The organism is Halopseudomonas sp. SMJS2 (assembly GCF_029866945.1).
Classification (GTDB): domain Bacteria; phylum Pseudomonadota; class Gammaproteobacteria; order Pseudomonadales; family Pseudomonadaceae; genus Halopseudomonas; species Halopseudomonas bauzanensis.
In genome coordinates, this window is record NZ_CP123445.1 from 2,559,951 (window position 1) to 2,585,197 (window position 25,247).

Below are 25,247 nucleotides of genomic sequence, written 5' to 3' on the forward strand. Positions count from 1 at the left end.
TATTGATGTCTGTCCGATCCATGAAAGTCTGGTCCTGGCTGCATACCTGGACCAGCCTCGTCTGCATGCTGTTCATGCTGTTGCTGTGTCTGACCGGCCTGCCGCTGATCTTCCATCATGAAATTGGCCATCTGCTGGGCACCGAAATCGAGGCGCCCGAGATGCCGGCGGATACACCGCATATCAGCCTGGATCGGATACTGCAGATCGGCGAGGCACGCCATCCCAGCCAGGGCGGCATGTTCATTTCCCGCGAGCCCGATGACGACAGGGTCTGGTACCTGACCATGGCCGACACGCCGACGTCCACCAGCGGCCTGCATCAGGTGGCCATTGACGCCCGCACCGGCGAGACCCTCGGCGAGCCGCAGCTGGAAAGCGGCTTCATGTATATCGTCAATTCTCTGCACATCGACCTGTTCGCCGGCCTGCCGGGGATGTTGTTTCTCGGCCTGATGGGCGTCTTGCTGCTGATCTCGCTGATATCCGGCGCGGTACTCTATGCCCCCTTCATGCAGAAACTGGCTTTCGGTGAGGTCCGGCGCCAGCGCACCAAGCGACTCAAATGGCTGGACCTGCACAACCTGCTGGGCATCGTTACGCTGGTATGGTTTCTGGTGGTCGGCGCTACCGGGGTACTCAACGCCTGGGCCGATCTGATCGTCAAGGCCTGGCAGAACGACCAGCTCAGCACCATGCTGGCGCCCTACCACGGCCAGCCGCCGCAGGAACGCGGTTCACTGGAAGCGGCTGTGCAATCCGCCCGCGCCTATCTGCCGGACATGCAGATCCAATTCGTCGCCTTTCCCGGCACCAGCTTCTCCAGCCCGCATCACTACGGCGTCTTCATGCATGGCAATCAGGCATTGACCGCCCACCTGTCGCAACCGGTGCTGGTCGATGCCAGCACTGCTCAGGTGACCGACAGCCGGCCCCTGCCCTGGTATTTCAACGCGCTGCAGTTATCCCGGCCGCTGCACTTCGGTGATTACGGCGGCAAGGCGTTGCAGATCATATGGGCGGTGCTGGATGTGCTGACCATCATCGTGCTGGCCAGCGGACTCTATCTATGGCTTGCCAAACGCGGCAGGCGAAAAGCCGGTGCGTCCGCTCTGGCCCGCACCAACCAGTCTTCGGCCGACGCGAGGCTACAGCCATGAAAGGCACTAGCAACTCGGCAATGCAAATCTGGCGCTGGCCCGTATTGTTCGGCACAGTCAGCGCCGCCGGGCTGATCGTCGCCCTGCTGGGGGATGGCTGGTATGACGTACTGTCCTGCCTGGCGCTGGGGCTGGTCGCCGCCGCCGGCATCTGGCTTGGCGCCGTTGCGCGGGCAGAGCCCTGAACGGCGCGGTCTGATCAGCCTGCTCGCACCTGCGGGTTGACCATATGCCGGGGCGTCTGCCCGAGCAGCGCCCGTTCCAGATTCTGCACCGCCAGCTCCGCCATGACCCGACGCGTCTCATGTGTGGCCGAGCCAATATGCGGTACGCAGACCAGGTTGGGCAGCGCGAACAGCGGTGACTCGGACAGCGGCTCCTGCTCGTAGACATCGAGCCCGGCGGCACGGATCTGTCCGTCGCGCAGCGCCTCGATCAGGGCTGCCTCGTCAACCACCGGGCCGCGGGCGATGTTGACCAGAATGGCGCTGGACTTCATCAGCGCCAGTTCACGTTGGCCGATCAGCTTGCGGGTACGCTCGCTGAGCGGAACGACGACACAAACAAAATCGGCCTCGCCGAGCAGGTCATCAAGGTCGCGAAACTCAGCGCCCAACTCCTGTTCCAGCTCCGGTTTGCGGCTATTGCTGGTGTACAGCACCGGCATGCCGAAACCGAAATGGCCGCGCCGGGCAATCGCCGCGCCGATATTGCCCAGGCCGATAATGCCCAGCGTCTTGCCATGCACATCGCAACCAAAATACTCCGGCCCCAGCCCGCCCCGCCAGTTACCCTCGCGCATCCAACCGTCCAGTTCGACGATCCGCCGCGCAGCCGTCAGCATCAGTGTCATCCCCAGGTCGGCAGTGGTCTCGGTCAATACATCGGGAGTGTTGGTCAGCAGAACGCCGCGCTCATTCAGATAATCCAGGTCGTAGTTGTCATACCCGACCGAAATACTGGAAACCACTTCCAAGCCTGAAGCCGCAGCAAGCTGTGGGCGGCCAAGCTGCCAGCCGGCACCAATCAGGCCGTGTACCGGACCGGCAGCCAGCGCATCCGCCAGCTCGCTGGCTGCACTCAATTGAACGACATTGAAGTTGGCTGCCAGACGCTCGATCAGATCCTGAGCAAGACGATTGAATATCACGACGTTCTTTTTCACAACACAGCCCCCTGGCGTTTAAATCCCGCAGTATAGCTGTTCGACCCGCCACCCCATCGGGATGTTCGGGCCCACCGCGCAGCCGCGGCCCCGAAACGGGACGCGCCAGTCGGGCCGCTACACCTCGCCGCGGATGTACTGCTCCAGCTGCTGGATCAGCTCCTGCTGCTCGGCGATGGTCTCCTTGACCAGGTCACCGATCGACACCAGCCCCACCAGTCGCCCATCTTCCACCACCGGGAGGTGGCGCAGGTGAAGGTCAGTGATCAGCGAGAGGCATTCGGACACGCTCTGCTTCGGTGTCACGGTCGTCACCGGGCTGCTCATGATTTCGCGTACCATGGTGCCCACCGACGCCCGCCCCTTGAGCACACATTTACGAGAGTAGTCGCGCTCACTTATCACGCCTATCACCTGACCGCCCTCGGTGACCGGCAGCGCGCCGATATTATGCTCGGCCATCAACTGCAAGGCCCTGAGCATCGTCTCATCCGCCCCGATGGTATGCACCTGCTGGATCTGCTTGGTCTGGATAACCTGGGCCACGGTTCTCATCTGCTGCTCCTTTTATTTTCTGGTCCGGTGATAACAGTCAAGGATCAATCAAAGCGGCAGGCAAGGCCAAAAGGGTATTTCATGGACTATTGGCCTCCTTATTGCTGACAGCTACCCGCCACTGGCATTCCAGCGGCCCCAACATGTCACGGCTGCTGTAAGTCGCATACTCCAGGCATTCCACCGCTAGCGGTAAGGTGTCCGGTATCACCAATGATTGCAACCGCTGGCGCAGCTCTGTGGCACTGATCGCTCGGCGATATAACCCCAGGGTGATGTGCGGCACGTAGCTAGTCTGCCGAATTTCCCTACAGCCTGCCCCCAGCGCCTCGCGCCAGCGCGACAAGTGGCCCTGCAGGTCGTCCACTGTCAGAAAGGCTGCGCTGGCAAAGCTATCCGGCGCGCCTATGCGTAGCTCGCAGGGCGGCAATGCCAACCGGTCGAGGCCCGTCAGTTGGCGCTGCAGCTGCGCTGACGTGAAATCGTCGTCGTACCTGACACTTTGCCCTTCGAAACCACAGACAAACAAGGTGATATGCGGCTGCCGCCGGCTGGGATGCAACAGGTCCGCCAGCGAGGCCGTGAGCTGGTCGATATGGGCCAGCGCCCGGGGACAGTTGATCGGGATCATCCAGATCGCATAGCGGCTGCGGCCACGGTGCCACTCGGTGTAATCACGCAGCTGCGCAACGGTGGTCTCGGCAAAAGGGACGGTATCGGATAACAGCATGCTCGGCGGCCAACAACGATGGCGAAGATGCGGGCAGTATGCCCTGCCCGCCCGGCGCACTCCAGCCGCAGCTAGCCCTGTGCCATCCGGTCGCTTGTGTTTCCCCGATCAGGGGCATAAGATGCGCCGCTATTCATGCAGGTGTGCCTGATATCAGGCATGAAACGGAAAGCCGGTGCGCTCGCTCAGGTCGAGCAATCCCGGCACTGCCCCCGCAACGGTAATCGACCCCGATCATGGATCGGCGTCCGCTCAAGACCACTGTGCCACGGCATGGGAAGGTGAGCGGATGGGCGTCGAGAGTCCGGAGGCCGGCCCGCATGCAATATCGACTGGTGTTGCGGAGGGCATCACCGTCAAGTGCCGTGCCGGTTTGTCTGTTATCTGCCCCGTCCGCACTTGCTTATCTGCCCTCCTCGAAAGTCATCCGACCTTTTGAGGATTCATAATGAAACTGTCCCGCCTTGCCCTTGCTGTCGCCCTGGCCCCGAGCCTGACTCTGGCTGCCCAGCCTGCTTCCCATGAACAAGCGCTGAAACTCTCCGACACCCTGATCACCGCCAACCGCGATGTGGAACAGCGCAGCGACAGCAGCGCCGCCAATACGGTGTTCACCCGTGCAGATATCGAACGGCTGCGCCCGGCCAGCGTGCCACATCTGCTGACCCAGGTGCCGGGCGTGCAGGTCGCCAATTATGGGGGCCGCGGCGCGACCTACGGCCTGTATATCCGTGGCACCAATACCAGCCAGACCCTGGTGCTGATCGACGGTGTGCGGGCCGGTTCAGCCACCATGGGCGGAGCCGCCCTGCAGTTTCTCAGTGTCGACCAGATCGAGCGTATAGAGGTGCTGCGCGGCTCGCGCTCAGCGATTCATGGCGCGGACGCCATGGGCGGGGTTATCCAGATCTTCACCCGCCGAAGCGAGGGCGAAGGCCTGCGCCCCTACGCGCGCATCGCCGGTGGCAGTGACAGTACCTGGGAGCGCAACCTTGGTCTCTCCGGCGGCAACGAGCGCACGCGCTTCAATTTATCCGCCGGGTTAGAGGAAACTGCCGGTATCGATCGCACCCGCACTTCTTTCGCCAGTGACGCGGATGATGATGGTTACCGCAACCGCTCCTTGGCGCTGAGCCTGAGTCACCAGTTCACCGATGCATTTGAAGGTGGGTTCACCGTACTGGATCAGCGTGGCAAGACCGAGTTTGATAACCCGTTCGGTAACTGGGGCGCTCCAGCTGCTCCCTATGACGAGTACATCATCAGCACCAGCACGCTTTGGTTGGATGGGCGTATCAATGATATCTGGCGCAGCCGTATCGAACTGGGCCACAGCGAGGACAAGCAGGAGAACTTCGACAAACTGTTTCCCGGCAGCACGGTGAATAACAGTTATCGCGATTCGCTGAACTGGCTCAACACCCTGACCCTGGGCAATGGACACAGTCTGCGTCTGGGCGCTGACTACCTGAATGACAAGGTACGCAGCAGCAATGATTTCCAGGTCAGCAACCGGGACAACAAAGCGGTATTCGCCCAGCACAGCTTCCAGGGAGCGCGCTTCGGTACCGAACTGGGCATGCGGCATGACGACAACCAGCAGTTCGGCAACGAAAATACCTTCAACGGTGCGTTGAGCTACCGGCTTGATCCGGATAACCAGTTGATTCTGTCCTACGCCGAAGGCTTCCGGGTACCGACCTTTGCCGATCTCTATTGGCCCTTCGATGGCTTCTATGGCGGCAACCCCGAACTGAAACCGGAGAAATCCCGCAGCTATGAATTGCAGTGGCGCAGCCAGCTTGCCCCGACTACCCAGTTGGAAGCCTCGCTGTACCGCACCGACTTCCGTGACCTGATCGTTACCACCAGCGATTTCAGCACCGTGGACAACATCAATCGCGCCCGCGTCAATGGCTTCGAAGCCACTCTGAAGCAGGAACTCTTCGGCTGGCAGGGTGATCTGGGCATCAGCATCATCGATCCACGCAGCCGTGAAAACGGCCACACCTTGCCGAACCGCGCCCGACGTACCCTGAACCTGAATCTGGATCGCCAGTTCGGCGATATCGGTGTGGGCGCCAGCTTTACCGCCGTCAGCAGCAGTTACGGCAACGGTGACAACACCACCGAGCTGTCCGGGTACGGCGTACTGGATCTGCGCGCCAGCTGGCAGGCCAGCAGCGAAGTGGCCTTCGACATGAAGCTTGCCAACGTAATGGACAAGGACTATAGCCGCTTGATGTATACCCATGCCGGACAGGGTTACGGTTACCGGGAGTTGCCCTTCACCGCTATGCTTGGAGTCACCTGGACCCCTGACCTCTGAATGGAATGACTACACACCCCCGCCATCAGCTGCATGCTGAACGCTGCTCCTTTGCCTCGGCCCTCACCGCTCGGGCAGGGGGGCGGCTGCGCCGGTGGGTGCTCTGCCTGGCAGCGATCCTGCTGCCAGTTGGCTTGCCTGCATTGGCAGCGACGCCTGAATCACCCCAACGCATCGTCTCCCTCGATCTATGCATGGACTGGGCATTGGCTCATCACGCCGATCCGGCCCGGGTGGCTGCACTGTCGCCTATGCATCTGCGCTACCCGATCCACTGGATCGACGCTGGCTGGCCTGCCCATGACGGCTCGTTGGAACAGGTGGTAAGTCTGCAGCCCGACCTGGTGTTGGCCGGCCAGTACAGCGCCCTGCTGCTGCGCGAGCGTATGCGAACCCTGAATTATCGAGTGGAGATACTGCCATTACCCACTACGCTGGGGCAGGTGGAATCCTATGAGCGCCAATTGCTGGAGCTGATCGGTCGCAACCCTGACCTCGCGCAACCGGCACCCGTTCGCCACACGCCACAGCCCGACGCCAAACGCCTGTTGCTGCTCGGTTCGAACGGTATCGGTACTGGCCGTGATACCTTCGAGCATCAAATCATCGAACAGGCCGGCTGGCGCAACTATCTGACCGACTCGGGGCATGTGCAACTGGATCTGGAACAGATCGCCAGCGATCCGCCGGACGCCATTCTGTTCGCGGCCCCCGAGCACCAGGCGCTGGCCAACCGCTTTGCCGAACATCCGGTGCTGCGCCGCAGCATCCCGGCTGACGGCTGGCTCACCACCGACTACTGGCGCTGGCAATGTCCCGGCCCCTGGACCTGGGACCTGATAAGGCAACTCAATCAATGGCTCGACTGATCACTCCCGCCCTGCTGGCGTTGTTGCTGGTGACGGCGCTGGCCTCCTTGTCAGTCGGCTCAACCTCGGTGGCCGTACTGGCAGGGTTGGCCGACTTCCTTACCGGCCAAAGCAGCCTGGACGCCATTGTCATCGGTGAGGTTCGCTTGCCACGCACGCTGATTGCACTGGCGGTGGGCGCCGCGCTGGGCCTGAGTGGTGCAGCGCTACAGGGACTGCTGCGCAACCCACTGGCCGAGCCCAGTCTGACCGGTGCCAGCCAGGGAGCAGCATTGGGCGCGGCGAGCGTGTTCTACTTCGGCCTGTTTCCCGGCCTGGGCGCTGCCGCGCCAGGTGTAGCCGGCCTGATCGGCGCGGCCATCGCGTTGCTGTTGATGCTAGCCCTGGCCGGCTCGGCCCGCTCGCATATGGTGATCATGGCCGGGCTGGCTATTTCCACGCTGTGCGGTGCAGCGCTGGCTACCGTGCTGAACTTCGCGCCCAACCCCTACGCCATGCAGGAATTGGTGTTCTGGCTGCTCGGCTCGGTTTCCGAGCGTGGGCTGGAGCATTTATGGCTGCTGCTGCCGGCGTTGCTGATAGGTAGCGCGCTGATTATCAGCCAACGCCGACTGCTCAGCGGTCTGAGTCTGGGCGATCAGGTAGCCCGCAGCATGGGACTGAATTACCGCAATGGCAGCATCATGATCGTGCTCGGTGCCGCCATGCTGGTCGGCAGCTCGGTGGCGGTGGCCGGCAGTATCGGTTTTGTCGGTTTGCTGGTACCACATCTGCTGCGTCCATTGGTACAGCATCGCCCGGAACGGCTGTTGATCCCGGCGGCGCTGGCCGGTGCCATTCTGGTCTGCCTGGCGGATATCGGCGTGCGCCTGTTGCCACCGGGCCAGGAACTCAAGCTGGGTGTGCTGACCTCGCTGCTCGGTGCGCCACTGTTCATCTGGCTGGTATGGAAGGAGCGTAAACGGTGGATCTGATCGATACCCGCCACCTGAGCGTCGGCCAGCGCCTGGTGAACGTCAACCTGAACCTGATGGCCGGGGAAATGCTCGGCATCATTGGCGCCAACGGCGCAGGCAAATCCACCCTGCTGCATTGCCTGGCGGGCATCCAGCCGTATCAGGGCAATATTCGGCTGGCAGGTACGCCGCTGGCCTCGATTGCCGAGCGCCAGCGAGCGCAGCAATTGGGCTTCCTGCCGCAGAGCAGTCACAGCGCCTGGGCATTGTCGGTGCGCGATGTGATCAGTCTCGGGCGGTTGCCCTGGGGGGATACCAATGCCGAGGCCATCGCCCAGGCCGCTGCCGCCGCCCAGGTGGAAGACTGGCTGGATCGCCAGATCGATCAGCTCTCCGGCGGGCAACAGGCCAGGGTCTGGCTGGCCCGCGTGCTGGCCGGGCAACCACGGGTGCTGCTGGCCGATGAGCCGGTGGCCAGTCTTGATCTGTTCCAGCAGCAGAATGTGCTGCGTCTCCTGCGCCACTATGCCCAGAGCGGGCGTGGGGTGATGCTGTCGATCCACGACCTGTCGCTGGCCGCCCGCTATTGTGATCGCCTGTGCCTGCTCCATGAAGGTCAGCTGCTTGCTCTGGGCACACCTGCCGAGGTACTGACCGGCCAGCATTTGCACCAGGCGTTTCAGGTCGATGCGCATATCGACCTGGACAGCGACCCACCTATCATTATCCCGAGGTAAGCGACCATGGCCTTCAAGTTCGGCAAGAACTTCGACGAGATGTGTTATCCCTTCATGTACGAAAGCTCGTCGCTGTGCGACTTCGAGGTCATCACCGATGAGTTGTGCGGCCATATCGGCGCCATCATTTCCCATCTGCCGGACAACATGCCGGACATCGCCACTGACCTGGAGCAGATCCAGCCGCTGGCCTTCCATATCAATGGCTCGATCCGTGGCCGGCTGGCTGTCAGCGAAGAGGATCAGGCCTGGTTGCAAGCCCGCCTGACTCACTACAAGGCTGAAGTCGCCGAGCGCCTGGACGGCTTCGTCCTGCCCCGCGGCACCCCACCCATTCCGCAACTGCACCTCGCCCGCTCCGCCTGCAAGAAAGCCATCCGCGCCATGGTTCGGGTCGATGCGGAAGGCAAGGAAGTTCCCATGCTACTGCCGCGCATGTGCAATATGCTGTGCAACTTCTTCTTTATGTTGACGCTGGTTATCAACAAGCGGCGCGGGTTGATCGAGCCGACCTTCATCAGCCGCAGCTATGGCCGACCGGACAGCTGACAACATGCCTGTTTCGGGCGACTTATCCGTTGCGTGGATGCACCCGCCTGCGTTTTAGTCGAGAATGGCTGCTGTTCATGACGATGTTTTTTATTCAGCGAGTGCTGCGATCAGCAACGGAGAATCAGTATGCGTATTTGTGGTATCGAGTTGACCGGCAATGAAGCCGTGGTGTGCTTGCTCAACGGGGAACAGGGGTTGTTCAATCTGCCGGACAGCCGCATCCGCAAGCTGACATTGAAGAAGGAGCACGCTCGCGCCGACTTGCAGCGATTCCAGAAGGAGCTGGTGCAGTTTCTGAGGGATTACAAAGTGGAGCGCGTGGTCATCAAGGAACGCATGCAGAAGGGCAAGTTCGCCGGGGGCGCCATCAGCTTCAAGCTGGAGGCGGCAATCCAGCTGATTGCGGATTCGGACATCGAGGTCACCCTGCTCTCGCCGACGCAGATCAAGAGTGTCCTGTCAGCCAATCCCCTGCCCGTTCCCTTCGCTGATACAGGGCTGAAGCAGTTTCAGGAAGGCGCCTTTCTGACCGCCTATGCGGGGCACTTCTCCGGGTGATGAGCTTCGCCTGAGTGACGGCGGGTCGGTCGCTCTGCGCTAACCGGGCCATGATGCACTTCTGGATGGCTATGGGACTGACGTGATGTCATCGGCCGCCGGTAGCACCAGTTCGGCAACCAACCCGCCATCGCGATGATTGCTGATGGAAAAGCTGCCTCGGTGCTTCTCGGCAATCAACTGGACGATGGACAACCCCAATCCGCTGCCGGCGCCATCATGCTGCGCCCGCCAGAAGCGCGCAGCCACTTCGGGTATGTCCTCCGCCGCCAATCCCGGGCCTTGATCACGCACCCGGATACGGACCCGCAAATCAGGCTCGCGATGCAACTCGACCGTCACCGGGCTGCCCTGCGGTGAATAGCGCAGCGCGTTATCCAGCAGATTGCGCAGCGCGCTGGTCAAGAGCGAAGCGGGAATGACCGCAGCGATCTCCGTCCCCCCCGGCGGCTCGACCAGGCTGACCCGCGAGCCGGCATCCAGCTCCAGGGGCTCCAGTTCCGCCAAGGCTTGTCGCGCGGCATCGGCAACGGAGGTGGATTGGGCTTCGGGAGACGGCTGGTTGCTGTCCAGCCGCGCCAGCAGCAACAGTTGGTCAAGGGTTTCCTGCAACCGCACAGCCCCCTGCTCGGCGCAGGCCACGGAATCCTGGACCAGTTGGGTGTCATTGCCTCTGGAAAGCGCAATCCGCGCTACTTGGAGATGGGTGCGGACGGCGGTGAGCGGCGTGCGCAGCTCATGGGCGGCATCATCCGTGAAGCGTCTTTCCCGGCGTATGGCCGCGGCCACCCGCTGTAGCAACTCATGCACGGTGTCGATCAGCGGTTGCAGGTCGGCAGGCGCATCGATCGCCGGCAGCGGGGTCAGATCGGCAGGATCACGCCCGGCCAGGGCTGCCCGTACCCGGTCGAAGGGACGCAGTCCCTGCGTGGTTGCCCACCATACCAGGATCAGGCTGCCGATCAGCGCAAAGGCGAACGGCAAGCCAACAGACAGGGCCATATCCCTCAGCAGCGCGCTGCGAACGCCCATCCGGTCTGCCACGGCAATACGCAGGCCGCTCTGCTGCAGCACATAAACCCGCCAGACATTACCATCACGTACATAGGTGCCAAAACCGGGTCCGACATCGGCAATGACCGGTCCGCCCTGCGTGCGCAGCAGCGTGCTGGTGATCTGCCCGCGCATGATGCTCACCTCGCAGGCCAACCCGTCCAGGGTAGCAATATCGATCTGCGGCTGGCTGGGCTCCATGTTCAGTACATCCCTCGGCATCTGTTCGATCAGCCCCGCCACCATCTGCGCCGATGCCTGCAGGCGGTTATCCAGTACCGACTGCAACTCCCGGCGCATATCCAGGAATAGCCACCCGGCCATGATGCTCCACAGGACGCTGAGCGAGATGCCGATGACCAGCAATAACCGCAGCCGGAGGCTCATGCCCCGCCCTCCCCCGACCCAAGCCGGTAGCCCTGCCCACGTACGGTTTCTATGATGTCCTGGCCCAACTTGCGGCGCAGATGATGGATATGGACGCTGAGTGCATTGCTCTCCACATTCTGCTCCAGACCATAGATGCTGTCTTCGAGCTGGGCGTTGCTCAGGATCTGCCGGGGATATTGGAAGAACACCTGCAGCAGGGCAAATTCCCGGCGAGTCAGCTCAACCGGCTCGCCGGAGCGCCAGGCCTGCCCCTGCTCGGGGAGCAGCCGAATATCCCGCCAGCGGATCTCCCTGGCCGTGCGCCCACTGGCGCGGCGCAGCAGTGCCTGCAGGCGGGCGCGCAGCTCATCCAGGTCGAAGGGCTTGGTCAGATAATCATCCGCTCCATCGCTCAGCCCGGCGATTCTGTGTGCCACGGCGTCGCGGGCGGAAAGGATAAGGATCGGCAGATCGCGACCACCGGATCGCCAACGGCGCAGCAGTGTAATGCCGTCTTCATCCGGCAGGCCGAGATCGAGAATCACCAGATCGACGTGGGTAGACCTGAGCACATTGTCAGCCGACCGGGCGCTGTGCACCGTGGTGACGGAGTAGTCGTGGAGCCGCAGCCCGGCGCTGACGCCACTGGCCACCAGCGCATTATCCTCGACCAGCAGTACATGCATATTCACTACCTTTGTTGGCTAGGGGTAGAAGATCGCACCCGAAAATGAAGTCGCCATTAAGAATCGGCTTAACCTGAGGTTAATCTGCCGCCGACAAGCTCAGTCCCCATTCTACTGGGTTATGGAGTGGCAGCATGGGTATGCGCTGTTCAAGACAACTGCTGAAGCAGAGCAGCAGACTCTGCCTTTTACTGCTACTGACGCTGGCCGGCCTGGCCCATGGCGATGACTTTCTTGCGCCGGAGCAGGCATTCCGCCTGCAGGTGCTGGAGCAGGATGCAGAGACCGGACGGCTGCTGCTGCACTTTGATATCGCCGATGGCTACTACCTGTATCGCGACCAGTTCGCCGCAAGGCCAACGGCTGGTGGCACGGTGGAGGCCGGCGAGTTGCCGGCTGGCGAGATGATCGAGGATATGACCTTCGGCCCGACCAGCATACTGCGCAATGCAGTGCAGTGGGAACTGCAGTCCCGTGGCAGCACCGCAGTGGATATTGTCTGGCAGGGCTGCGCCGATGGTGGCCTGTGTTATCCGCCTCAGCAGCATCGGATCGAGTTTGCCAGCGCCAAAATAGCTACCACTGCCAGTGGCAACCTCAGCGTGGCCCCTGCTGCACAACCCTTGACGACCCTCGCCAGCGCCAGTGAAAGCCGGATATTCGACTGGCTGCAAAACTCCTCGCTGCTGTTGACCCTCCCCGTGTTCTTCCTGCTCGGCGTGGCACTGACGTTCACTCCCTGCGTGCTGCCAATGGTGCCAATCCTGTCCAGCCTGATTCTGGGTCGCCAGGTATCGACTGGCCAAGCGCTGCGTCTGACCACCGCTTTCGTGCTGCCCATGGCCGCCACCTACGCGTTGCTGGGTGCAGTTGCAGCACTGCTGGGCGCGCAATTGCAGGCAATACTGCAGAACATCTGGGTCATCGGCACTCTTGGGGGCCTGTTCCTGGTGCTGGCATTGGCCATGTTCGGTATTTTCACCCTGCAGTTACCCTCCGGCCTGCGCACGCGACTGGATGAGCTGAGCCGCGGCACCCAGGGTGGCACTTATATCGGCGCGGCGCTGCTGGGTGTGCTCTCGGCGCTGCTGGTCGGCCCTTGCATGACCGCACCCTTGGCCGCCGTGCTGCTCTATGTGGCGCAAACCGGCGATGTCAGCATCGGCACCGGCCTGCTGTTCAGCATGGGCCTGGGAATGGGGCTGCCGCTCATGGTGATCGGCACTCTGGGAGCCCGTTACCTGCCACGGCCCGGGCCCTGGATGGATCTGGTAAAAGCGGCCTTCGGCTTCGCCCTGCTGGCCACCGGCATCTGGATGCTGGAACGGGTACTGCCAGCGCCGCTGGTGCTGGCGCTGTGGGGAGTTTTGCTTCTCGCGCTGGGATTATCTCTGGCTCATCTGGCAACGACACGGCGACCGTCATCAATGCTATTGTTGCGCACTCTGGGCGTTGCGCTGGGTATCTGGGGTGGCGCGCAGTTGCTGGGCGCCTCGGCAGGCGCGGTGGATCCATTGCGCCCTCTGAGCTGGGCACAACCTAGTGCATCACCAGCCGATGACCCTGCGGGGTCGCTCCAGTTCGAGCCGGTGACCAGCCTGCCGCAATTGCAGCAGCGGTTGCAGCTGGCGCAAACCCAGGGGCAGGCGGTCATGGTCGACTTCACGGCTGACTGGTGTGTGTACTGCAAGGTGATCGAGCGGGACGTCTATACCGCCGATAGCGTGCTACGGAGCACCCATGGCATCACCTTGCTGCAGATCGATGTGACCGACCACAGCGCTGAGCAGCGCGCCTTGATGCGCCACTTCCAGATCGCCGGGCCGCCGACGGTCATGGTCTTCAATCCACAGGGGCAGGAGCAGCGACAGGCACGCCTGGTAGGAGCCTTCGATGAGCAGAAACTGCTCGACAGCTTTGCCCTGATCACCGAATTTCAAGGATATTTTCAATGAATCTGTTCGTCCCGATCGGCCCTTTCTCCCTGCCATTGAATGCATTACTGGTAATGATTGCGGCTGTGCTGGGGTCATGGATCGCCGCGCGGCATGCCAAGCGTCTCGGGATCAGCAGCGAGGGGGCGGTGTGGCTCGCACTGGCGAGTGGCCTGGTGGCCGCACGCCTGGGTTTTGTTTTCAACTACGCCGACGTCTACCTTGCCGAACCATTGAGCCTGCTCGATATCCGGGACGGGGGCTGGAATGCCTGGTGGGGCCTGGCCACCGTCTGGGCGTGCACCCTGCTGATCATCCACCGACGCCCAGCATTGCGCCAACCCATGCTCAAGGGCATCTCGACCTTCAGTCTGATCCTGTTGCTGAGCATTGCCCTCAATGCACTGCCCACCAGCGCCAACCGACCACTGCCCAATCTGCCGGTGACTGCCTTGAATGGCGACAGCGTGAGGCTGCCGGACTTCGCCGGCAAGCCGACCGTGATCAACCTCTGGGCCTCATGGTGCCCACCGTGTCGCCGGGAAATGCCAGTGTTCGAGCAAGCCCAGGCAGAACGCGAGGACATGCATTTCGTCTTCCTCAATCAGGGCGAAGACGGCGCAACGGTACAGGACTTCCTGCGCGATACCGGTCTGGTCCTGGATAACGTGCTGCTGGACCGGATGGCCGATATGGGCCAGTCGCTGGGACAACGCGGGCTGCCGGTGACGCTGTTCTTCAACGCCGAAGGCAATCTGGAAGACATACGCCTGGGTGAGCTGTCGCGCGGCAGCCTGGCCCAACGGCTGGACGCCCTGACACCAGAACTTCTATCGGAGGAAAAATAACCATGGGCAAGATCAATCACCGGCTGACCGGTGCACTCCTGGTCGGCCTGCTGGCCTCGCCAACCCTGACTGCCGCACCGGAGCCGGCAGCACTGCAGCAACTACGGGATATGGGCGTACAGTTCACCGGGACCTTCCCGGCCAAGGGTGGTCTCACCGCCTGGGCCGGCTATCACGGTGACCAGCCACTGGCGGTCTACGAAGCGCCGGACGGCGAACATATCATTCTCGGCAGAATCCTGGACGCCGAAGGCCGCGACGTGAACCAGACCGCTCTGGAGCAGCAGGTCGGCTCGCATATGTCCACGGATGTCTGGGAACGCCTGGCCCAGAGCAACTGGATAACCGATGGCGCAGCAGACGCGCCCATGGTGGCCTATGTCTTCACCGACCTGAACTGTCCCTATTGCAACAAGCTATGGGTCGATGCCCGGCCCTGGATTGACAGCGGAAAACTGCAGCTGCGGCATGTACTGGTCGGCATCATTCGCGAGAACAGCGCCGCCAAGGCTGCCACCCTGCTGACCGCCGAGAACGCGGAGCAGCAGTTGGGGGAGCACGCGCGCCTGCACATGGAAGCCGGCGATGGTCGGATACGTCCCATCAGCGACGAAGGCGTGCCGCCAATGGCCAGGATTCCTGCGCCGATCCAGGCCCAACTGGATGCCAATCACACCCTGATGGCCGAGCTGGGTCTGCGCGCCACACCGGCGGTAGTCTGGCTGGATGAGAGCGGCAAGCTGCACAAGCAGACCGGTGCGCCGGATTCGCTGTTGCCGCACATTGCCGGTCCGATCGAATAATCCAGAGCCGGGCAAGCCGTAGTTCTTTATAGTAGCGGCACCGAATGGTGAGCAGATGAAGTGCTCAAGCGAGAAAGGAGACTAACCGATGTTGGGCACTCGCCAGGAACAGCGCAACACTATCTGGCGGCTAGCGATAGCCCAGGCGCTGGCAGGCGCCAATTCGGTGGTGATCTATGCGACGGGAGCCATTATCGGCGCCACGCTCGCGCCCATCGAGGCGCTGGCGACGTTGCCCATTTCGATCTTCGTGGTCGGGATGGCTGCCTGCATCCTGCCGACCGGCAGAATCGCCCGCCGCTACGGCCGTCGCGCCTCCTTTCTTGCCGGCAGTGCTTGCAGCGTACTGGCCGGTCTGCTGGCCATGCTGGCGGTAATGCTGGGGTCCTTCTGGCTATTTTGCCTGGCGACGTTCTTTGGCGGCGCCTATGCCGCCGTGGTGCTGTCTTTCCGCTTTGCCGCAGCGGATTGCGTCGAACCCGAATGGCGGCCTCGTGCCCTATCCATCGTCATGGCCGGTGGTGTGGCGGCCGGTGTGTTCGGGCCGCAGCTGGTGACCTACACCATGCATCTGTGGGAACCGCCCATGTTCGCCGCCACCTTCCTCGCCCAGGCCCTGGTGGCAGGCCTGTCAGCAATGGTGCTGGCCGGCGTGAGGTTGCCCATGCCCACCGCCGCCGAAATAGCCGGCGGGCGTCCGCTCATTGAACTGGTGCGCCAACGGCGTTTCATCATTGCCGTCATCTGCGGCGCCGTTTCCTACCTGCTGATGAACTTCCTGATGACCGCTGCGCCGTTGGCCATGCGCATGTCCGGGCACACCCAGGAACATGCCAACCTCGGCCTGCAATGGCATGTGATTGCCATGTATGCGCCGAGTTTTTTCACCGGCAGGCTCATCACCCGGTTCGGCGCCGGCCGGATCGTCACCTCGGGCCTCGTCCTGATCGGCGCCTCGGCGGCCATCGGCCTGGCCGGTATCGATATTCCGCACTTCTGGATCATGCTGATCTTGCTGGGTCTGGGCTGGAACTTCGGCTTCATCGGCGCCTCGGCGATGGTGCTTGAATGTCACCGACCGGAAGAGAAAACCCGCGTGCAGGCGCTCAGTGACTTCATCGTGTTCGGCACCATGGCCGTGGGCTCGTTCGCCTCCGGCGGCCTGCTGACGGCGCATGGTTGGGACACGGTGCTCTGGGTGTCGTTCGCGCCCTTGATACTGGCCGTTGCGGCGCTATTGCTGGCAGCAATGATGCGCCCCGCGTCATCCATGGGAGCGGGGCCGCTATGATAAACACTCACCGGCCAGCCTATCCCTCCGGTATGTAGATCATGCGTCCATCATTGAGCCGGTAGGTGACACCGGCGCGGCTGCCCTGGCCTTCTCCTATTTCGCCGCTGGCTTCGTAGCGGGTCAGCTCTTCGCCGTCCTTGATCGTCATTCGCATATCACTTTGCCCAGGATTCTCGATCACTATCACGCTTTCCTCGGTGAAGGGATTAAGCGGGTTCTGGACGATGATCACCAGCAGAATGCCAATCACAACCAGGAACAGGTCGATCAGGTTGACCATGGACAGCAGCGGATCGTCTTCGTCTTCTTCAAGAAAGCGCATCAGACATTTTCCCCGGCGCGTTCCATGCTACGCAATTCCTGCAACAGCCAGCGGCGGCGAACAGTCAGGATAAAGTAACTGATACTGGCGGCCAGCAGCGCCAGTATCACTGCGGAGAAGGCCACCACCAGATTATCGCCGATGCCCTGCGCATCGCTGCGGGTCAGCGCGAGTAGCGCCGGCCCCATCGGGATCATGGTAGCTACCAGCCCCAGCATGGGAGTGCTGCGTGAAGTGATACGCAACCATTCCAGGCGCTGCATGATATGCAACTCCAGATCATCACTGGTACCGCCATGGCTCTGCTGCCAGCTCGCAAGCAGCGGTCGATAACAACCCCGCCGACGCTGCCAGGCTTCCATAGCGAAGCTGCCCAAGGCAATCAGCGAGTAGATCAGTGCGGCGATAATCAACAGCAGCACCGGTGTGAGAAACCAGCGGGTGAGTTCGTATAGTCCGACTTCCAGAGCGTTCATGTTGCTTCCACTTGATATGTATTGATGGGGGTATTGCGATTGGCCCGCTGCTGCTTCCAGGCGCCGAAGAGAATGCAACCGAGCATGCCCAGCAGACCGGCCCAGATACGCCAGGGCGTTTGCGTCTCGCTCTGGGGCGAGACCTCCTGCATGACCTGACCACGCACCGAGGTGCTGTCAGCGGGCTGACTGGCGGCCTGTTCGGCGGAGACTGCCCGGTCATGCGGCTCATTCGCCGTGGCTCCACCAAGGCCGAAGCCGGCGGCCATATCGCTGATGAATTCCACGGTCAACGCCGCGCCGCTATCGGCGCCATGCTCTTCGGTCAGGGCCTGCCAGCGCTCCACCAGTTCGCGGCGGGTTTGCTGGTCGGCGTCCCAGTGGCCCTTGCGGATCGCCTCGACCATACGTTCGATGAGTTGCGCCTGGGCCGTCGGATTGTGTTGCTCGAACCAGGCGTTCAGGTCCAGCTCACGACTGTCCCGCACATAGCTGTCATGTACCGCCTGCCACTGATCGTCGCGCACCATGCTGCTATCGGTGGCTTGCCAGCCCCACAGATTGTTCACGATATTCAACAGCTCCAGGGTGCCGGCGTAGCCCTCCTGCTGCATGGCGCCGATCCACTGGGGATTGAGATAGCGACTGCGCAATTCGCCAGCGAGAAACTGGGCAGCAACGGTGGTCTTGGGGGTGTTCTGACGCAGATCGCTGATATATAGCGCCGGAGCCTGGCCGTTGATCTGCCGCACCGCCTGGGACAGCCCACCGAGGTACTCGAAGGGATGGTCGGTAGACAGTAATCCATTGACCGTGGAGGATCGCGCCAGCACCGCGGCTTGCACTCCCTTGAGTTGTTCGGCAAACAGATTTCCTGTGGGAGGCGGTGCGACCAGTCCGCTGCTGCCGTAGCCATGCTGCAGACGTTGCAGAAACTGCTCGGCCAGCACCGACTCATCTTCCCAAGTAGTGGAGTCCAGCGTCAGCTGGGTGACACCGGTGCCATAATCGCCGGGCGCATTGCTGAAAATCCGTACATTGGCCAGGCGGGAGGCTTGCTCACTATCCAGCCCCTGCATCTCCAGCCGCTCGATCAAGGCGCGGTTATTGCTGGCGAGCGGGTTGTCCGGCTCATTCAATTGCGCGAGTCGGTCGATGGCGTCGGCCAGCAACAGCATGAAGCCATCGAACTGATCACGATAGACACTGGTGACCTGCAAGACCACATCGATGCGCGGCCGCCCCAGCTCGCTGCGCGGGATAATTTCCAGCGCGCGTACCCGGCCACCGCTATCCCATACCGGGCGCAGACCCAGCGCATGCAGCACCTGGCTTTCGAGAATACCCAGATGGCGCATGGCCTCGGACGACCAGAGGCTGAAAGCGAGCTTGGTTGGCGCCTGGCCATCGTGCTCGTCGCGATAGGCTTGCAGCAATTGCTCCAGAGCTTGCTCACCGGCGTCATAGGCGCTGGCGGTAGGCAGCTTGTCGGCCTCGAAGGCATACAGGTTGCGGCCACTGGGCACCTGCGGATTGCGTACCGGATCGCCGCCCGGGCCCGGAGCAATGAAACCGCCGGCCAATCCGGCCAGCAGCGCCTCGATCTCGCCGGTTTCGGCCAGGTTCTGCTGCTGCTCGCGGGCCGTTAGCAACCAGTCATGCAGTTCGGTCCCCTCCAGCCGCTCGATCGACTCTCCGTGCAGCAAATGCCGTGCGAGTAACTGGTAGGCAGGGCTGCCCTGCAACTCGGCAAAATCCAGCGCAGCAGGCTCATCACTATCGAACGGCGTACCATTGGCAGCCGCCACCGCTTGCAGATAGGACGGACCGAGCTGCTGAATCACGGTGCTCAGTTGATGCTCGATAGCGGCGGGCTGTCCAAAGGTATGCAAGCCAAGTGGCAAGCTGTCTGCCGCCAGGGCATGCAGATAATCATGCAGGGCAGCAAAGAAGCCGGGAAAGTCCTGTGCTGCGCCTGTTTCATCCCAGCCGAGGTCGGCGAGCATGCCCTGCTCGGCCACCTGTTCCAGAATGGCCGCAGCCGTCTGCTCACGTACCGCACCTTCTTCCAGCTGCTGATACTGGTGGATCAGGTCATGCAGCTCGCGCAGCTCGTCATACAACCCGGCGGGGGCGAAGGGTGGCGTCTGGTGGCTGACCACCACCGCACGCCCGCGTCGCCGGGCCTGCATGGCCTCGCCGATATTGTCCTGGATATAGGGATAGAACACCGGCAGATCGCCCAGCGCGAGGAATGGATAATCCTCCACTGCCAGTCCGCGGTCCTTGCCCGGCAACCACTCCTGAGTGCCATGGGTACCGAAGTGGATCAACGCATCGGCTTGGTCCTGCAACCAAAGATAGGCCGCCAGATAGATATGGTCCGGCGGTAGCGCGGTATCGTGATAGGACTCGCCCGGACGGCCGGCCCGGGGCGGCTGCGGCATCACCAGCAACGTGCCGAGCTGAGCCCGGGGAATGATGAAATGCGGTTGACCGTCGATCTGGCGCAGCGCCCAATGACTGGCCGGATCGCCCCAGCGCTCCTGCATTTCCTGCTGCACCGATGCGGCCAGGCTGTGCAGCCACTGCTGGTAGGTAACCAGCGGCAATGCCGCTGCCAACTCGTCGCGGTAAAGGGCATCCAGGGTGTCGGGGCGGTAGTAACCGGCGAGCAAGCGCTGGCCCAGATGGATGAACTGCTGCTCATCGGTGGCTGGTACCTGGTAGCCCGCCTCGGCCAGAGCCGCACTTAATGCAGCGAGGCTGCGCGGCACGTTCAGATGCGAGGCCGACAGGTTGCGCTCGCCGCCCGGATGGTTCCAGAAGAGCAGGGCCAGTTGCTTGTCCGTTGGCGGCAGATCCTGCAGGCGTACCAGCCGGTCGATCTTGCCCAGCAGAGCTTCAGCTTGTGCCGGTACCAACCGGGGCTCGCCCTGCTCCACCACGCCGATCACGAGCGGATCGCTAAGACCCCAGGTTTCCGGCACGCCGAGCAGCGTGGCTACGGCATGGGTAGCAATGCCCGAGCTGGACTGCTGCCAATCTTCCAGGCTGCTACGCTGGATAAAGCCCTGTAATACCGGAATACCGAGCTGCCGTAACTCGGCCTGGCGCGCCGTGCCATTTTGCATGTGGGTCAGATTGACCAGCACACGCACATCCGCTGGCTCGACCACCTCGGTCAGCGCCTGCGGATTCTGGCCGTCGATCCAGAACACCAGTGGTGCCTGGCCGCGCTGCTCGCTGGCGTAGATCAGCGCGGCCAGTAACGCCAGTTCGGCATCGGCAATGCTACTGCCATGGGTGATGAAGCCAATGCGCGGCGCCTGCTCAGGCCAGCGATCGTTCCCCCACTGCAGATAGTCCCGCACATTCTCGAATGGCGCTGGCGCATCGGAATGGTAGAAGCCCGCCGCCGGCAGGGGTGCAGCAGGCGGGACCGAAGCTGTGCTCTCACCCGAGCGATGCAACTGCCAGTAATCAAACAGGTGGCGCAGGTTGGTCTCGCCGCCATTGCTGTAATAGCCGATCAATTGCCGGGCAACCGGTGGTGATAGGTTACCGAAAGCCGGTGCGCCACCGCCGACCCGGATCCAGGGCGTATCGCTGTGCTCCAGCAGGTCGCCGAGAAAGACCTGCATCTGTGCCAGATCACCGGGCCGGGGCGTATCGAGAATCAACAGACCGGCCAACAGGTCTGCTGGCTCGGCCTCGCCGCTAATATAGCGACTGTCCAGTTGCAGACCGGCGTCTCCTGCCCACCGCTGCAGCCGCGCCAGCTTGCCCGACAACACGAAGTCATTGCTCAGCACACGGATATCGGGCCCGCTCTCCGACCATACCGGGCTGCTGCCCAGTATGAATAGCAGCATCACTAGCAGTCTGCCCATGGTCAGAAGCTCATGCTCAGGCCGACGTGGTAGGTGCGACCTGGCTCGGGATAGTTGAACAGCATGTTGTCATCCGCCAGCCGCTCATCGCTGAGGTTCTCGATGCCGCCGCGCAGGGTCAGGTCAGGCGTCAATTGCTGGCTCAGTTCCAGATGCCAGAGACTGTAGGCCGGTAATCCATACGCGACGTTGCGACTGTAGCCGAGCTGGCTGCCGACATACTCACCACGCAGCTGTGCGTCGAACCCTGGCGTGGGCGACCATTTCAGGTGCGTGTTGGCCAGATGCCGCGAGCGGCCGGCCAGACGCTGATCGGCGCTGCGATCGATGGCGTCCAGATAGGTATAGTTGATGCCCCAGTGCAGGTTTAGTGGCAGATCCAGTTCCGTCCCCAGCTCGATACCACGGATGCGCGCCCGGTCGACGTTCTCGTAATTGCGCAGCTCACGCCCGCGAATGCCGCAGTCGGCTACGCAGACGGTCTGGATCAGCCCCTTCAGGTTGTTCTGGAAAATGCCGGCGGAGGCAGACCAGCCATCACCGACGTAATCGGCTGCCAACTCATACGTGGTATTGAGTTCCGGACTCAGGTCGGGATTACCGCGGATGGTGAACTGGCCGCCGCCACCGATTGCCGAGTAACCGGGCGACAGCTGCTTCAAGGTGGGCGCCTTGAAGCCACGTCCGCCCCCCCCCCTTGATGGTCAGCGAGTCGCCATGGCTGTATACCAGATAGGCACGCGGGCTCTTCTGCCAGCCATACTCCTCATGTTGGTCAAAGCGACTGCCCAGCAGCAGCGACCAGTCCTCATGCAACTGGATTTCATCCTGCAGAAACACTGCCCGATGCGTTGCCTTGCCCTTGCCGCTGGCCAGGCTGTCATCCTCCAGCCGCTCGCGACGCCACTCGCCACCGAGGCTGAGCAAATGGTTGCCCGCCAGGGGCAGGCTGACGGTGGCATCGGCAATATCATCGCTCATCTTCTGCCATGACTTGCTGGAGGTCGGGCGGCTATCGCTGCTTCCACGGTTCAAGGTGTTGCCATAGGCGCGCACCGTGGTCTTGCCCCAGCTCCAGTTACCAGTGTGGCTCAATGACCACTGATCACGCTCGATATCATCCTGCGATTCGTATTCCACCCGACTATTCGGCCCGGCCGGCTGCTGGTATTGCGCCAGCGATCCTCGCGGCCACTCGCCAGCATGAGATCGACCTGCTGCGCCGCGTCCGGAGTCCAGTGCAAGGTCACCCTGCCGCTCTGCGATTCGCGTCCTTCCAGCTCGGACAACGCTGGGTCATCCCGGTCGGTTGTTGCCTGACGCTTGCGGCTCTCGCCTGTGAAACTCAACCCCAGCACGTTCTCGATCAACGGGCCACCGGCATATACGCCCAACTGATGGGTCTGACCACCCTGCCCATGATCTGGTACACCGCCATTAACAGCGAGACTACCCCGCCAGTTGTCAGTAGCCGTACGGGTAATCACATTGACCACGCCGCCCAGCGCCTCGGAACCATACAGCGCGGACATCGGCCCCCGTACCACCTCGATGCGCTCGATAGCTTCTACCGGCACCCAACCGAGATCAAAGTCGGCATGCGCAATCGCACTGGCGGCGGTGTTGATACGCTGCCCGTTGACCAGTATCAGCGTCTGCTCGGCGCCCATGCCCCGGATACTCACTCCCCGTCGCCCAAGCCCGATACCGGTGAATTGCAGGCCGGGCGCGCCCCGCAGGGCATCCTCCAGATCCTGCACCGGTCGACTAGCCAACTCCTCGCGGGAAATCACCGTAATAGTCGCCGGCGCATCCTGCAGCGAACGTTCAGTGCTGGTAGCCGTCACCACCCGGGATTGCAGGGTGAGCACATCAGCAGCGGCTGAGATTGGCAGCATGGCGGCCAATGGCAGCAATAGAAGATGCTTAGCTTGGGAATAGGTCATGGGTCCGTCCTTATGGCTATAGAGGAAGGGCCGAGACACTATCATGTTATACTATAACAAAACAATAGTGAGCGACTGACCGGATTTCACAGTCCCTGGCGGCTGATCCGTTGCGTATTGATTCAGCGCCACTGACGCCTGCACAGCCTAATCTTTGCAACTGATCCAGCCTCCACGTAGTCCATAGTAGTGCGTGTACTTTCCGCTCTCCTCGGCGTGCGACGGACAGGTCAACTAGCGGAAGGTTTTCAGCCATCCAGCAAATCGAGACTGCTATGAAAAACAATATTGTTGCAGCGCTATGCTTCTCTCTCTGCCTGCTTCCAGGGCATACCTTTGCCCAGAGCGGGGACGGCGCGCGGGGCGGCGGCGAGATCGTCGACATCACCCTGATTGGCGGCGGCACCATGAGTGTGACGCTGGCCACCTGGCTAAACGAGCTGGAGCCCGACTGGAATATCCGACTTTACGAGCGCAGGGACGGCATCGCTCAGGAAAGTTCAGACGGCTGGAACAATGCTGGGACGGGGCACTCGGCTTTCTGCGAGATGAATTACACTCCCCAGGATGAAGATGGAAGCGTTGATATTGCCCGGGCCATCAATGTCACCGAGCAGTTCGAGATATCGCGCCAATTCTGGGCGCACCAGGTCGAACGGGGCGCGCTCCGTGACCCGCAGAGTTTTATTTCCACAGTTCCACACATGAGCGTTGTCTGGGGCCAGGAGAACATTGATTTCCTGAGCGAGCGTTACCAGAAGATGTCGAGCATCCCGCTGTATGCCGGCATGGAATATACCGAGGACAACGCCACGATCGCCGAGTGGATGCCGCTGGTCATGGACGGTCGTGAAGACAATACCCCCATGGCGGCCACTCGTATGGACCTCGGCACCGAGGTCAATTGGGGTGTGCTGACACGTCAATTGGCAGACCACTTAGCCAACCAGCCGAACGTAACCCTGACTACCGGTAGCGAAGTGCGCGAATTGGAGCGCAACGAAGATAATACCTGGCGGATCACGGTCGCGGATGTCGATAGCGGCGAAGAGACTATCGTCAACAGCCGCTATGTGTTCAACGGAGCGGGAGGAGCGGCCCTGTTGCTGCTGCAGGAATCCGGTATCCCCGAAGCCAAGCACTACGGCGGTTTCCCTGTAGGTGGCTCCTTCCTCTACACCACCAACCCAGACGTCGTGTCACGCCACCAGGCCAAGGTCTACGGCCTGGCTGCGGAGGGCTCGCCGCCCATGTCCGTACCTCATCTGGATCTACGTTACCTGGATGGCACGCCAACGTTGTTCTTCGGTCCCTTCGCTACGTTTTCCACCAGATTCCTGAAAGCAGGTTCCTGGACCAACCTCTTCGATTCCATGACCTTCAGTAATGTGCTGCCCATGATGAAAGTCGGGCTGAGCAATTTCGGTCTGGTGCGTTATCTGGTGGGAGAAGTGATGCAGGACCGTGAGGATCGCCTGGACGCGCTGCGTGAATATTATCCCGAAGCCAACCCTGACGACTGGCAACTCTGGACCGCCGGGCAACGGGTGCAGATCATCAAGAAAACCGATGATGGCAGCAAATTGCAGTTTGGTACCGAAGCGGTCGTGTCCGAGGATGGCACCATGTCTGCCCTATTGGGCGCCTCGCCTGGCGCCTCCACCGCGCCACCGATCATGCTCAACCTGCTGACGCGCGTATTTCCTGACCGGGTCGAAAGCGAAGAATGGCAAACCAAACTCAAGGAAATCATCCCTTCGCTGGATATGAAACTGGCGGATGATCCGGAGCTGTTGCGCGAGGTGCGACTCAACACTGCACGGGTGCTGCAGCTGGAAGGTCAGGAAGCGTTTATTCTGGCCAATATGACCACTGACGACAGCAGTGAAGCACAGGCGACCGAGGACAGCAGCGAAACCTTCGAGCAAACTACCGAGCCAGAGAGTGGCGAAGTTGGCGATGTGGAGAATGCTGATGAAGAAGAGCGCAGGGAGAGTGCAACAGACCGATAG

At 61.8% G+C, this 25,247-nt stretch carries 24 protein-coding genes and 1 riboswitch; of the genes, 13 read left to right on the top strand and 11 right to left on the bottom strand.

Annotated elements, in window-relative coordinates; translation table 11 throughout:
- Window positions 1–5 precede the first annotated feature (5 nt).
- Together QAO71_RS12120 and QAO71_RS12125 are read left to right on the top strand one after the other, a co-directional pair.
- Entirely contained in the window at window positions 6–1,160 is a 1,155-nt protein-coding gene (locus tag QAO71_RS12120) for a PepSY domain-containing protein (RefSeq protein WP_280164526.1), read from the top strand.
- Window positions 1,157–1,345: a hypothetical protein gene (locus tag QAO71_RS12125; protein ID WP_036988567.1), complete on the top strand. Its 189-nt coding sequence runs from the start codon at window positions 1,157–1,159 to the stop codon at window positions 1,343–1,345. Before QAO71_RS12120 ends, QAO71_RS12125 begins: the two co-directional genes overlap by 4 nt.
- Before the next feature lie 14 nt (window positions 1,346–1,359).
- On the opposite strand, the gene QAO71_RS12130 is transcribed toward QAO71_RS12125, so the two are convergent.
- The 3 genes from QAO71_RS12130 to QAO71_RS12140 all read right to left on the bottom strand — a co-directional run bounded on the left by QAO71_RS12130 (window position 1,360) and on the right by QAO71_RS12140 (window position 3,610).
- Entirely contained in the window at window positions 1,360–2,325 is a 966-nt protein-coding gene (locus QAO71_RS12130; protein ID WP_280164527.1) for a D-glycerate dehydrogenase, read from the bottom strand.
- 117 nt (window positions 2,326–2,442) lie between these two features.
- Complete coding sequence (locus tag QAO71_RS12135) at window positions 2,443–2,880, bottom strand: CBS domain-containing protein (RefSeq protein ID WP_036988565.1); 438 nt, start codon at window positions 2,878–2,880, stop codon at window positions 2,443–2,445.
- A gap of 79 nt (window positions 2,881–2,959) precedes the next feature.
- Complete coding sequence (locus QAO71_RS12140; RefSeq protein WP_280164528.1) at window positions 2,960–3,610, bottom strand: 2'-5' RNA ligase family protein; 651 nt, start codon at window positions 3,608–3,610, stop codon at window positions 2,960–2,962.
- Between the two features lie 122 nt (window positions 3,611–3,732).
- A riboswitch (cobalamin riboswitch) is annotated at window positions 3,733–3,945 on the top strand.
- Window positions 3,946–4,058: 113 nt separating this feature from the next.
- Between QAO71_RS12140 and QAO71_RS12145 the strand changes: the two genes are divergently transcribed.
- From QAO71_RS12145 to QAO71_RS12170, 6 genes are all read left to right on the top strand, one after another.
- Window positions 4,059–5,939, top strand: coding sequence for a TonB-dependent receptor (locus QAO71_RS12145; protein WP_280164529.1), 1,881 nt, complete (start codon window positions 4,059–4,061; stop codon window positions 5,937–5,939).
- A 5-nt stretch (window positions 5,940–5,944) separates the two neighbouring features.
- Window positions 5,945–6,808 (top strand): ABC transporter substrate-binding protein, encoded by an 864-nt coding sequence (locus tag QAO71_RS12150; RefSeq protein ID WP_235833881.1) that lies wholly within the window; start codon window positions 5,945–5,947, stop codon window positions 6,806–6,808.
- A complete protein-coding gene (locus QAO71_RS12155; RefSeq protein ID WP_136868942.1) occupies window positions 6,796–7,782 on the top strand; it encodes an iron ABC transporter permease in 987 nt (328 codons plus the stop codon). Before QAO71_RS12150 ends, QAO71_RS12155 begins: the two co-directional genes overlap by 13 nt.
- Entirely contained in the window at window positions 7,773–8,501 is a 729-nt protein-coding gene (locus QAO71_RS12160) for an ABC transporter ATP-binding protein (protein WP_280164530.1), read from the top strand. Before QAO71_RS12155 ends, QAO71_RS12160 begins: the two co-directional genes overlap by 10 nt.
- Before the next feature lie 6 nt (window positions 8,502–8,507).
- Window positions 8,508–9,050: a hypothetical protein gene (locus QAO71_RS12165; RefSeq protein WP_280164531.1), complete on the top strand. Its 543-nt coding sequence runs from the start codon at window positions 8,508–8,510 to the stop codon at window positions 9,048–9,050.
- A gap of 129 nt (window positions 9,051–9,179) precedes the next feature.
- On the top strand, window positions 9,180–9,611 hold the full coding sequence (locus QAO71_RS12170) for a DUF3010 family protein (RefSeq protein ID WP_036988560.1): 432 nt from the start codon (window positions 9,180–9,182) through the stop codon (window positions 9,609–9,611).
- A 69-nt stretch (window positions 9,612–9,680) separates the two neighbouring features.
- Here the strand turns inward: QAO71_RS12170 and QAO71_RS12175 are convergent, their stop codons facing one another.
- A complete protein-coding gene (locus QAO71_RS12175; RefSeq protein WP_280164532.1) occupies window positions 9,681–11,051 on the bottom strand; it encodes an ATP-binding protein in 1,371 nt (456 codons plus the stop codon).
- A complete protein-coding gene (locus tag QAO71_RS12180) occupies window positions 11,048–11,719 on the bottom strand; it encodes a response regulator transcription factor (RefSeq protein WP_280164533.1) in 672 nt (223 codons plus the stop codon). Before QAO71_RS12180 ends, QAO71_RS12175 begins: the two co-directional genes overlap by 4 nt.
- Window positions 11,720–11,853: 134 nt before the next feature.
- Between QAO71_RS12180 and dsbD the strand changes: the two genes are divergently transcribed.
- The 4 genes from dsbD to QAO71_RS12200 all read left to right on the top strand — a co-directional run bounded on the left by dsbD (window position 11,854) and on the right by QAO71_RS12200 (window position 16,595).
- Window positions 11,854–13,674: a protein-disulfide reductase DsbD gene (gene dsbD / locus QAO71_RS12185; RefSeq protein ID WP_280164534.1), complete on the top strand. Its 1,821-nt coding sequence runs from the start codon at window positions 11,854–11,856 to the stop codon at window positions 13,672–13,674.
- Window positions 13,671–14,501: a TlpA disulfide reductase family protein gene (locus QAO71_RS12190; protein WP_280164535.1), complete on the top strand. Its 831-nt coding sequence runs from the start codon at window positions 13,671–13,673 to the stop codon at window positions 14,499–14,501. The genes dsbD and QAO71_RS12190 overlap by 4 nt, the downstream gene beginning before the upstream one ends.
- Window positions 14,502–14,503: 2 nt before the next feature.
- The gene (dsbG, locus tag QAO71_RS12195; RefSeq protein ID WP_280164536.1) at window positions 14,504–15,304 is read left to right on the top strand and encodes a thiol:disulfide interchange protein DsbG; all 801 of its coding nucleotides are present in this window, start codon (window positions 14,504–14,506) and stop codon (window positions 15,302–15,304) included.
- Between the two features lie 88 nt (window positions 15,305–15,392).
- A complete protein-coding gene (locus QAO71_RS12200) occupies window positions 15,393–16,595 on the top strand; it encodes an MFS transporter (RefSeq protein WP_280164537.1) in 1,203 nt (400 codons plus the stop codon).
- A 19-nt stretch (window positions 16,596–16,614) separates the two neighbouring features.
- On the opposite strand, the gene QAO71_RS12205 is transcribed toward QAO71_RS12200, so the two are convergent.
- From QAO71_RS12205 to QAO71_RS12230, 6 genes are read right to left on the bottom strand one after another with little or no spacing between them, the layout of a single operon-like run.
- Window positions 16,615–16,920 carry a DUF2149 domain-containing protein gene (locus QAO71_RS12205; protein ID WP_280164538.1) on the bottom strand — a complete coding sequence of 102 codons (306 nt, stop codon included), beginning with the start codon at window positions 16,918–16,920 and terminating at the stop codon, window positions 16,615–16,617.
- Window positions 16,920–17,396: a MotA/TolQ/ExbB proton channel family protein gene (locus tag QAO71_RS12210; RefSeq protein ID WP_036988553.1), complete on the bottom strand. Its 477-nt coding sequence runs from the start codon at window positions 17,394–17,396 to the stop codon at window positions 16,920–16,922. Before QAO71_RS12210 ends, QAO71_RS12205 begins: the two co-directional genes overlap by 1 nt.
- Window positions 17,393–21,271: a cobaltochelatase subunit CobN gene (gene cobN / locus QAO71_RS12215; protein ID WP_280165683.1), complete on the bottom strand. Its 3,879-nt coding sequence runs from the start codon at window positions 21,269–21,271 to the stop codon at window positions 17,393–17,395. The genes QAO71_RS12210 and cobN overlap by 4 nt, the downstream gene beginning before the upstream one ends.
- Window positions 21,272–21,291: 20 nt before the next feature.
- Window positions 21,292–21,951 (bottom strand): TonB-dependent receptor, encoded by a 660-nt coding sequence (locus QAO71_RS12220; protein ID WP_280164539.1) that lies wholly within the window; start codon window positions 21,949–21,951, stop codon window positions 21,292–21,294.
- Window positions 21,887–22,468, bottom strand: coding sequence for a TonB-dependent receptor (locus QAO71_RS12225; RefSeq protein ID WP_280165684.1), 582 nt, complete (start codon window positions 22,466–22,468; stop codon window positions 21,887–21,889). The genes QAO71_RS12220 and QAO71_RS12225 overlap by 65 nt, the downstream gene beginning before the upstream one ends.
- On the bottom strand, window positions 22,381–23,235 hold the full coding sequence (locus QAO71_RS12230; RefSeq protein ID WP_280164540.1) for a TonB-dependent receptor plug domain-containing protein: 855 nt from the start codon (window positions 23,233–23,235) through the stop codon (window positions 22,381–22,383). The genes QAO71_RS12225 and QAO71_RS12230 overlap by 88 nt, the downstream gene beginning before the upstream one ends.
- A gap of 275 nt (window positions 23,236–23,510) precedes the next feature.
- Between QAO71_RS12230 and mqo the strand changes: the two genes are divergently transcribed.
- Window positions 23,511–25,247: a malate dehydrogenase (quinone) gene (gene mqo, locus QAO71_RS12235; RefSeq protein ID WP_280164541.1), complete on the top strand. Its 1,737-nt coding sequence runs from the start codon at window positions 23,511–23,513 to the stop codon at window positions 25,245–25,247.